Here is an 8,577-nt window from a genome sequence, read left to right on the forward strand (position 1 = left end):
TTGAATCCCTATTGCCATAGCTGCCTGTGGACAAAAAACAATCGGACGGATTCCGTTCAGAGGCCCGCAACGCCGGGAAACTGCCGCCGGGGTTACCCCCTCGCACAGCCCCGCCCGCCATCCGCCCCGTTTACAAAAATCTCTGAAGAGAAAAGGGGGGAGGTTTGGAGGGGGAAGGATAAACGTGGGGTGCCCCTTCTCTAGAAAATTTCTCCTTCCCCCCAAGACTTCCCCGCACCTCTACACCTTATCACCGAGCCCCGCATGAAAAAGAAAAAACAAAACGACGAAGCGCCCCTTCCGGCGCGTGAAGCGGCCCTCCGGATTCTGGAACGCACGGGCATCAGCGCCCCCGTACAATCCCTGTTGGACACGAAATTGACAGGTGGCCTTTTTTCGCGCCAGGAAGCCGCTCTGACGACGGAACTCGTTTACGGGTATCTGAGGTCGGAAATCCGGATTTCGTGGCTTCTGAGCCAATTTATGAAGGCTCCGGAAAAGCTGCCCGCGTCCATGAAGCTCATGATCGGCATAGCCGCCTACGAGCTGCTGTACCTTGACCGCATCCCCGCCCATGCCAGCGTCAGCGCCGCCGTGGACGCCGTGCGAGCCCGGTTCGGGCAAGGGCTGTCCCGCGTCGCCAACGGCGTACTCCGGTCCCTTATCCGCCTCTCCGAATCCGAAGATTTGAAAGCCTTCACGTTCTATGAATCCCGCATCAACGATCCGATGGAACGCCTTTCCGTCTTCCACAGCGTGCCGCGCTGGATGATCGAACTGTGGACCAAAGGCTACGGGCCGGAAAAGGCCGAAACGTTTGCGCGGGCCGTCTCCGTCGTGCCGTCCCCTTGCGTCCGGGTGAACGCCGCCCGGGACGAATGGGAAGCTCTGCGCGACTTCCTGTGCAAGGAAGGAGAACCTGTGGGAATTTCGGGAGTCCGCTTCGCGCCCGGCACCCAGCCGGAGTATATGCGGGACTACCTGCGGCAGGGCAGGCTGTCGATACAGGGCGCGGGAAGCCAGCTCGTTCTGGAAGCGCTGGACGCGCCGCGCTGGGAAGGACCCGTGTGGGACGCCTGCGCCGGACGCGGCGGCAAGACGCTCGCGCTCGTTGAACTGGGCGTGCCCGTCCTCGCCGCCAGCGATACGTACCAGCCCCGGCTGCGGGGCATGAGGGACGACGCCAAGCGCCTTGTGCTCAAGGCTCCGCCGCTGTTCTGCGCCTCGGCGGCCGAACCGGCTCTGCGGGGCACGCCCAGGACCATCCTGCTTGATGTCCCGTGCAGCGGCCTCGGCACGCTTGCCCGGCACCCTGACCTGCGCACGCTCCGCACCCCCGGGCAGGTAGCCGGGCTGGTCGACCTCCAACGCCGCATCCTCGATGCCGTGTGGTCGTACCTGCCTTCCGGCGGGCACCTCGCCTACATCACCTGCACCATGAATCCCGCCGAAAACGAAGGGCAGATCGACGCGTTCCTCGCCCGTACACCCGGCGCGTCGCTCGAAAAGCAGTGGCAGAGCACGCCCGATGCCTTCGGCAGCGATTTGATGTATGGAGCGATGCTCAAAAAAGCATAAAAAGAGATAAGAGAGCGGTTCCCCGTTCTTTTGGAAAAGTTTGGAAAAGCTTCCTGACTCCAGATTGCCGTATGAAAAATGCAGGGAGTGCCTCAAACGCTCGAGGCATTCCCTGCATCTGCAAAGAAACGAGCGCCCTCATCGCAGCAGCGGCATACTTCCGGTCAGTTTGCTGACCAGCTTCTTCGGACCGCAAAGGCCGATGCCGAAATACCGCCATTCGTTTTCGTCCGCCTGCGCAGCCTTGCCGATGTATTCGCCGTAGTTTTTGCAGCACTGGGCCACATCGGAAAAATCCACAACAATCACATCCTGATAATCGACCCCATACAGTGTCTCTCTGATGGCTCGGATCTGTTCCGCATCGCCCCGTAAAATCGGCACCGGAAACGTAATGATGCCCAGATGGGCCTTGCCGGAACCATCGAGCACGTCCGCGCCGACCGCTTCGGGCATATGCTTGCCCAACGTGATGCCCAAGATGGCGGCGGTATTGGCGAGAAGCCCCAAAGGCAGGTTTTCGTCCAGAACCATTACGCATTTTGAAGTCGTACTTTCCACAGCGCTCTCCTTTTCAGGAAAAGGCTAGCACGGGGCCTAAGCAAACGCTTGCACGATATTGCTCGCCGTTTCCACCGCTCCATACCGAACACGGCCTTGCCCCGAAAAACATCTTTCCACATCTTCGCCACAAAAAAACGCCGATTTCCCTTTCGGGAAACCGACGTTGGAGGCGTATCCCGCCTCCATCAGGCTCCGTGAAAAATTCTATTATATTTTTACCATTTCGTAATGGTTACGGGCAATTCACGGATAGCCTCGCGCAACGCATCGGGTGAAGCGACGGCGGCCCCGACCTGTGCGACGACGAGCCCGGCGGCGTAGTTCGCCAGCACACAAGAAGCCAGAAGGGGCAGTCCGGCGGCAAGCCCGAGCCCGAGAGTGGCGATGACCGTATCGCCCGCGCCGGTCACGTCAAAAACGTCCTGCGCCATTGTGGGAACGTGCCAAACCTCGGAAGGCCCGGAGAACAGCGCCATACCGTCCGAACCAAGGGTTGTGAGCAGATGCGGGCACCCGACCTTTTCCAGAATGGCGCGCCCGGCGGCGAGGATTTCCTCACGGTCCCGCACGGGCATCCCCGCGCACTCGCCCGTTTCCTTCGTATTCGGCGTGAGCAGGAACGAGCCGCCGTACAGGCTTACGTTACTCGGCTTGGGATCGATCAAAACCATAACCTGATGTGGGCAGACGGCGAGCAGTTCTCGCAGGCGGTCCATAAACGACAGAGACACTATTCCCTTGCTGTAATCCGACAGGATGACCACGTCGTGCGCAGGAAGCTGTTCCGCAATCACGGAGAGCAGGGATTCCTGATCGGCGGAGGAAAGCTGGCTGGCGTCCTCGCTGTCCAAGCGCAGCATCTGCTGGCGCCGGGCCATGACGCGGGTTTTCACCGTGGTCGGGCGCTGCGGCAGTGTCACGAACGCGCCGCAAATGCCTTCATCACGGACGAGCCCCCGGATACGATCGGCGGAGGCATCCTTGCCCATCACGCCCGCGAGCGTCGCTACGCCGCCAAGCGCCACGATATTGCGGGCCACATTGCCCGCACCGCCGAGCAGATAGCGCTCCTTTTCGATCCGGACGACCGGGACGGGCGCTTCCGGAGAAATGCGATCCGCATCGCCTATAAGATAGGCATCCAACATGATGTCGCCGACGACCAGCACGCGCTTGCCCGCCAGCCCGCCCACGACATGGGGCGTCAAGAGAACCGGAGACGCGTCAGACATGGAAATCCTTTGGTTGAAGATCATTCCGGCTTGGCTTCGGAAAGCTCCACCGAGAGCCCCAGACGGCTCAGGAGCTCCGCAAGCTGTTCTTCGGATTCGTAGGGAAGTGTGATCCGTCCCGCGCGGTCGGTCCCGGAAATGGACGCCTTGGGCGCGACATTCTCCCGAAGCTGCCGGATGGCCAGTTTGATACATGCGGGCTTGGGCGCGCGGGCACTGCGGGCCACGGGAGCGGAGGCCCCCATCAGCGAAGACGGCAACAAGCCGTGCCGTTTCCAGTGGATGACGGCTTCTTCGGCGTCACGTACGGACAGGCGGCGCATCATGACCGCATTGAACAGGATGTCCTGCAGAGCGCGCTCGGGAAGCGCCAGTACGGCGCGGGCATGGCCGGGCGTGAACACGCCGTCCTTGAGCGCATCCTGCATAGGGCGGGGAAGCTGAAGCAGGCGCAGGGAGTTGGCGACGGCGGAACGGCTCTTGCCAAGCCGCTGGGCCAGCTCCTCCTGACTGTACGGCAAACGCTCGCGCAGGGACTGGATGGCTTGGGCCTCTTCAAGCGGGTTCAGATCCTCGCGCTGGAGGTTTTCGATAAGCGCGGCGGTCAGGGCGTCCTCATCAGACAGTTCCCGCAGATAAACCGGCACTTCGGTAAGCCCGGCGCGCTGCGCGGCCCGCCAGCGGCGCTCGCCCGCCACGATTTCATAGATGGTCGCCGTTTCCGTCCGGCGCGGACGCACCAGCAGCGGCTGGATGACGCCCTGGCTCCGGATGGAGGCCGCCAGTTCGTCAAGCGCGGCCTCGTCGAAATGTTTACGGGGCTGCCCCTTGCAGGGCGTCAGCGCGGCGATGGGCAGCGTCGTTGTACTCTTGGGCACCGAGGGCGCGGGCACCTCCGCGCTGTCCGCCTTGGCCGAAGACGGGCGCTCCGCAGGCGTTACGTTGCGGAACAGCGCATCCAGACCACGCCCCAAACCACGTTCATTCGCAGACATGGGAAAACCTCACAGTCGTTCAAGGCAGGGACGCCCTGCCGATGTTTTCACGTGAAACACTACTCCGCCTTCGCGGTACGCGAGCCGGGCTTGCGCATGACGATTTCCTTGGCAAGGCTCAGATAGGCCTCGGAGCCTTTGGACTTGATGTCGTAATGAAGGATGGACTTGCCGAAGCTGGGGGCCTCGGAAAGCCGCACGGTGCGGGGGATGACCGTTTTAAAGATCTGATCGGGGAAGCAACGGTTCACTTCGTCCTGCACTTGCCGCGTCAGGCGGTTGCGCCCGTCGAACATGGTCAGCACCACGCCGAGAAGCCCCAACTGAGGATTGAGCCGCTTCTTGACCTGTTCATAGGTTTGCAGCAGCTTGACGATGCCTTCCAAGGCAAAGAACTCGCACTGGAGCGGTACAAGGATCTCCTTGGCGGCGCACAGGGCGTTGAGCGTGAGCAGGCCGAGCGACGGAGGGCAATCCAGTATAATGAAATCAAAACGCTTTTCCAGCGGCTCCAGCAGTTCGGAAAGATAGAATTCCCGCCCCATCTTATCCACAAGCTCCAATTCAGCCGCCGCCAGATCCGTACCGGAGGGCAAGAGGAACAGATACGGCGAAACCGTGGATAAAATGGCCTCGTTAACCTTTTCGGGCTGGAAGAACGACGTGTACAGATTGGCCGGCAACACATCCTGACCGAAGCCGAGTCCGCTGGTGGTGTTTGCCTGCGGGTCGCAATCCACGAGCAAGACGCGTTTTTCCATGATCGCCAATGAAGCGGCGAGATTAATAGCGGTAGTGGTTTTGCCCACACCGCCTTTTTGATTGGCAATGGCGATGATTCGAGCCATGAACGTCCCTCTTTGGCAATAGGAGAAGCGCGAGGACATAAAGGGTGAAACAAGGCCGAAGCAGCATGAGCCTCATTTCTTCCCAAACAATTCCGCATGGCTGCCTTGCAAGCGGCAGGCAGACCTCTGTGCCGCGTTTTTCGCGCATACGGCACGCCGCAGGGCCATACAGAAGCGTTCCCGGGCGGTTGCGCCGGAAAATCCCTTCATAAGGAATGGCATTGTTTCACGGGAAACAGACACGCTTCCCTTACCGTTCTCTAGAAGATGTCACACCTCACGTCAAGGGAAGACGAAAAGAGAATAAGAAGAAACAAAATGTTACCATCAAGAAACATAACATTTTACATTCGGAGACGCCCCGTCATAACGACGCAGGAAAACATTGCCCTCGTTCAGCACGGCCCCGAGAAAAACGGAATGCGCCCACTCCCTACATATGGGATTTGCCCTCCCGATGAAGCCGCTCAAATTTTCCCTCTGTAAAAACGGCTATGCAAACCTATCCATCTCCGGGCAAGGCTCATTCACCAGATGTTCCCACTGCCCAAGGAATATGGCGCGGCTTTCCGCCTCCCAATGGTCCATCTCCCGGACAAAAGCCCTTGCCTTGTCGCGCAACTCCGCTTCCGTCCCGGAATTGGCGATGACCTGATCGCATCCCGCCATCTTGCGTTCCTGAGTCCACTGAAGGCCGTCCATCCGGGCCATGAGCGTATCCGACCAGCCCCGCACTTCCAGCAGGCGGCGACAGCGTTCGCCCTGCTCACAGGAAATCCCCACAACGTAGGGCCGCCGTTCTCCGCACAGCCTGCGGCTCCAGCCGGACTCGAACCACAGAGGCACCTCGGCGACGGCGTAGCCCTGCCCCGCTTCTTCCTGCTCACTCCAGAAACGCTCAAGATCATCCAAGACCAGTGGGTGCAGCAGGTTTTCCAACTCGTGCACGTCCACGCCTGACTCCGCCGACGGCAGCAGCGCCGCAGCCAGAGCCTTCCGGTCAACGGGCGAATGATCATCGGGGACAAAGCGATCGCCATACCGCAGGCGCAGCGCCTGCCACGCTTCCTGACCCGGCTCATACAGCCGGATTACCGCCGCGTCCGCGCTCCACGTCGGGACGCCCTCCTCCGCCAGCATCCGCATAAACAGCGACTTGCCCGATCCCGCCACGCCGGTCACGACGACGCGCCGCATGTGGCGTTCCAACGTCAGCGCCGTCTGGATGAAATCATCCGGCGGCGGGCAGGTGAAGGCCATCTTCTCGCCCGTAAAAGGATGGATGAACGACAAATGCCATGCGTGCAGCATCTGACGCGGAGCCGGATCGTGTTTGAGCAGCACGCCGGGGACGGGCGGCGTCAGAGCCTGTCCGCCCCTTCCATACAATTTGTCGCCCCAGAGGGGATGCCCGACATGCGCCATATGCACACGGATCTGGTGCGTGCGGCCCGTGAAAATCCGTACCCCAAGCAGGCTGTAGCCCTGCCCCTTGTACAGCACGCGCCACTCGCTGCGGGCTTCCTTCCCGTTTTTCACCACCGCAACCTTGACCTTCACCGTGGGATGCCTGCCGAGCGGCGCATCCACCGTGCCCGCCAGCGCGGGGCCCCCCTGCACCAGCGCAAGGTATTCCTTCCGTATTTCCCGTGCCGCGAACGCCTCGGAAAGCCGCATCCTCGCCTCTTCCGTGAGCGCCACGCAGATAAGCCCGGAGGTATCCTTATCCAGACGGTGCACGATACCGGGCCGGAAGCCTTCCTGCGCCCGCAGGGACGGGAAACGCGCCACCAGCCGATGGACGAGCGTCCCCTCGGGACAGCTCGGCGCGGGATGCACGGTCATACCCGCCGGTTTGTTGAGCACGGCAAGCCACGCATCCTGATAGAGGATCTCCAGTTCGCCCTCTTCCGGCTGCACGGATGTCAGCTCCGCTTCCATCCTGAGTTCTACGGACTGCCCGGCCCCTACCTTGGCGGAGACATCCGTACACACGGCCCCGTCAACAAGACAGCCGCCATCCCGGATAGCCCGTTTCACTTTTTCACGTGAAACATCCTGTTCCCGCAGGGCCTCGCCAAGGAAACGGTCAAGCCGCACCCGCCCGCCATCAACTGTGAAAGCATATATTCGTGTCATAAGGAATATCGGTAGAGGTGGGGTGTGACGAGAAGGAAAAAATTCTCTTGAAGAGGATTTCTTCCTCCTTCCTAAACGCATCTCCTTCCCGGCTCAAGCAGGGCGAGGAGGCCGCTCAACAAGAATTCATTCCGGCGTTTTTCTTGAAGAGAAAGACATACAATCAAAGCGGGAGAAAACGCAACAACCTGTCTTCATGCGTTTCTTATTTGCGAAGAAAACCGGGGAGCTTGAAATACAGCTGCGAAAGCGGATCAAAGAGGCTTCCGGGCAGCCACGATACCAGCCAGAACAGACGGAGCTTGGGCGAGGACACATAGGGGGCCACCAGCCTGCGGGCCTCCGCCCCATTGCCCTCGCGCCACAGGGTCACGGCCTTCTGGAACGCGGCCCGGCGGGTCAGGATCTCGACCAGATCGGGATAATCCCGGTCATAGCCGGGGTACAGCTTCCGGTGCTTGTCGAGGATACGGAGCGTCTCATCCGCGAACTGGCCGAACTTGCGGAACGTCGTATTTACGCCGTGGACGCGCCAACGGGTCAGCGGCTCGTCCACATGATCCAGTTCCCACGTTTTGGCGATGCGATAAAACACATCCGCCTCTTCGCATACGTTCAGGGATTCGTCGAACCACTCGCCCAGGCTGTCCAGCGCCGATTTGCGGATCATGGCCGAGGACATGGAAATCCACTGCCGGGTCATGAGTTCGCGGAACACCATGCCCCGCGCCGGATGCGTCGACTCGAACATCCGCGAAAGCGTGCCCTTCTCGCTGAACATCTCGGTATCCGTGCTCACCAGGCCGAGCCTCGGATTGGCATTGAACAGCATCACCTGCTTTTCCAGCTTGGTGGAAAGCCATTCGTCATCACAGTCCAGAAACGCCAGCAAGGCCCCCTCAGCCTTGGCAATGGCAAGGTTCCGCGCGGCCCCAAGCGGAACCGTCTTCTCAGCGAGGAAATACCGCACCTTCTCGCCGTAGCTCTGCGCGATGGCGGCGCTGTCGTCCGTGGAACAGTTGTCCCAGAACACGATTTCCCAATCGGGCCACGACTGCCGGAAAACCGAATCCATCGCCTCGCGAAGGTGTTCCGCGCTGTTGTAGCAATTCATGATCACCGTAACTTTCGGCATAGAAACCTCTTGTTGGAAGGGGAAAGGAAAACGTGTGGGGAGGGGAAGGAGGCCCTTTCTCCAGAAAGGGCCTCCTTCCCCTCCCC

General features: G+C 60.6%; 7 protein-coding genes. 1 reads left to right on the top strand and 6 read right to left on the bottom strand.

Going from position 1 to position 8,577, the window contains the following annotated elements:
- Positions 1-264: 264 nt before the first annotated feature.
- Positions 265-1,578 (top strand): RsmB/NOP family class I SAM-dependent RNA methyltransferase, encoded by a 1,314-nt coding sequence (locus tag HMPREF0178_RS08350; RefSeq protein WP_009368315.1) that lies wholly within the window; start codon positions 265-267, stop codon positions 1,576-1,578.
- Positions 1,579-1,716: 138 nt separating this feature from the next.
- Here the strand turns inward: HMPREF0178_RS08350 and HMPREF0178_RS08355 are convergent, their stop codons facing one another.
- From HMPREF0178_RS08355 to HMPREF0178_RS08380, 6 genes are all read right to left on the bottom strand, one after another.
- Positions 1,717-2,139, bottom strand: a complete 423-nt coding sequence (locus tag HMPREF0178_RS08355; RefSeq protein WP_009368316.1) for a DUF2000 domain-containing protein — start codon at positions 2,137-2,139, stop codon at positions 1,717-1,719.
- 218 nt (positions 2,140-2,357) lie between these two features.
- Positions 2,358-3,374: a D-glycero-beta-D-manno-heptose-7-phosphate kinase gene (gene rfaE1, locus HMPREF0178_RS08360; protein WP_009368317.1), complete on the bottom strand. Its 1,017-nt coding sequence runs from the start codon at positions 3,372-3,374 to the stop codon at positions 2,358-2,360.
- Between the two features lie 20 nt (positions 3,375-3,394).
- Positions 3,395-4,369 carry a ParB/RepB/Spo0J family partition protein gene (locus HMPREF0178_RS08365; RefSeq protein ID WP_009368318.1) on the bottom strand — a complete coding sequence of 325 codons (975 nt, stop codon included), beginning with the start codon at positions 4,367-4,369 and terminating at the stop codon, positions 3,395-3,397.
- Between the two features lie 59 nt (positions 4,370-4,428).
- Positions 4,429-5,217, bottom strand: a complete 789-nt coding sequence (locus HMPREF0178_RS08370; protein WP_005028082.1) for a ParA family protein — start codon at positions 5,215-5,217, stop codon at positions 4,429-4,431.
- Positions 5,218-5,709: 492 nt separating this feature from the next.
- On the bottom strand, positions 5,710-7,356 hold the full coding sequence (coaE, locus tag HMPREF0178_RS08375) for a dephospho-CoA kinase (protein WP_009368319.1): 1,647 nt from the start codon (positions 7,354-7,356) through the stop codon (positions 5,710-5,712).
- A gap of 205 nt (positions 7,357-7,561) precedes the next feature.
- Positions 7,562-8,491, bottom strand: coding sequence for a glycosyltransferase (locus HMPREF0178_RS08380; RefSeq protein WP_009368320.1), 930 nt, complete (start codon positions 8,489-8,491; stop codon positions 7,562-7,564).
- Positions 8,492-8,577: the final 86 nt, after the last annotated feature.

The sequence above is a fragment of the Bilophila sp. 4_1_30 genome (genome assembly GCF_000224655.1).
GTDB classification, from domain to species: Bacteria; Desulfobacterota; Desulfovibrionia; order Desulfovibrionales; family Desulfovibrionaceae; genus Bilophila; species Bilophila wadsworthia.

Bases quoted from the DNA above. Each gene is read 5' to 3' on its own strand.
- rfaE1 (WP_009368317.1), bottom strand. From the start codon at position 3,374: ATGTCTGACGCGTCTCCGGTTCTCTTGACGCCCCATGTCGTGGGCGGG.
- coaE (WP_009368319.1), bottom strand. From the start codon at position 7,356: ATGACACGAATATATGCTTTCACAGTTGATGGCGGGCGGGTGCGGCTT.
- HMPREF0178_RS08365 (WP_009368318.1), bottom strand. From the start codon at position 4,369: ATGTCTGCGAATGAACGTGGTTTGGGGCGTGGTCTGGATGCGCTGTTC.
- HMPREF0178_RS08370 (WP_005028082.1), bottom strand. From the start codon at position 5,217: ATGGCTCGAATCATCGCCATTGCCAATCAAAAAGGCGGTGTGGGCAAA.
- HMPREF0178_RS08350 (WP_009368315.1), top strand. From the start codon at position 265: ATGAAAAAGAAAAAACAAAACGACGAAGCGCCCCTTCCGGCGCGTGAA.
- HMPREF0178_RS08380 (WP_009368320.1), bottom strand. From the start codon at position 8,491: ATGCCGAAAGTTACGGTGATCATGAATTGCTACAACAGCGCGGAACAC.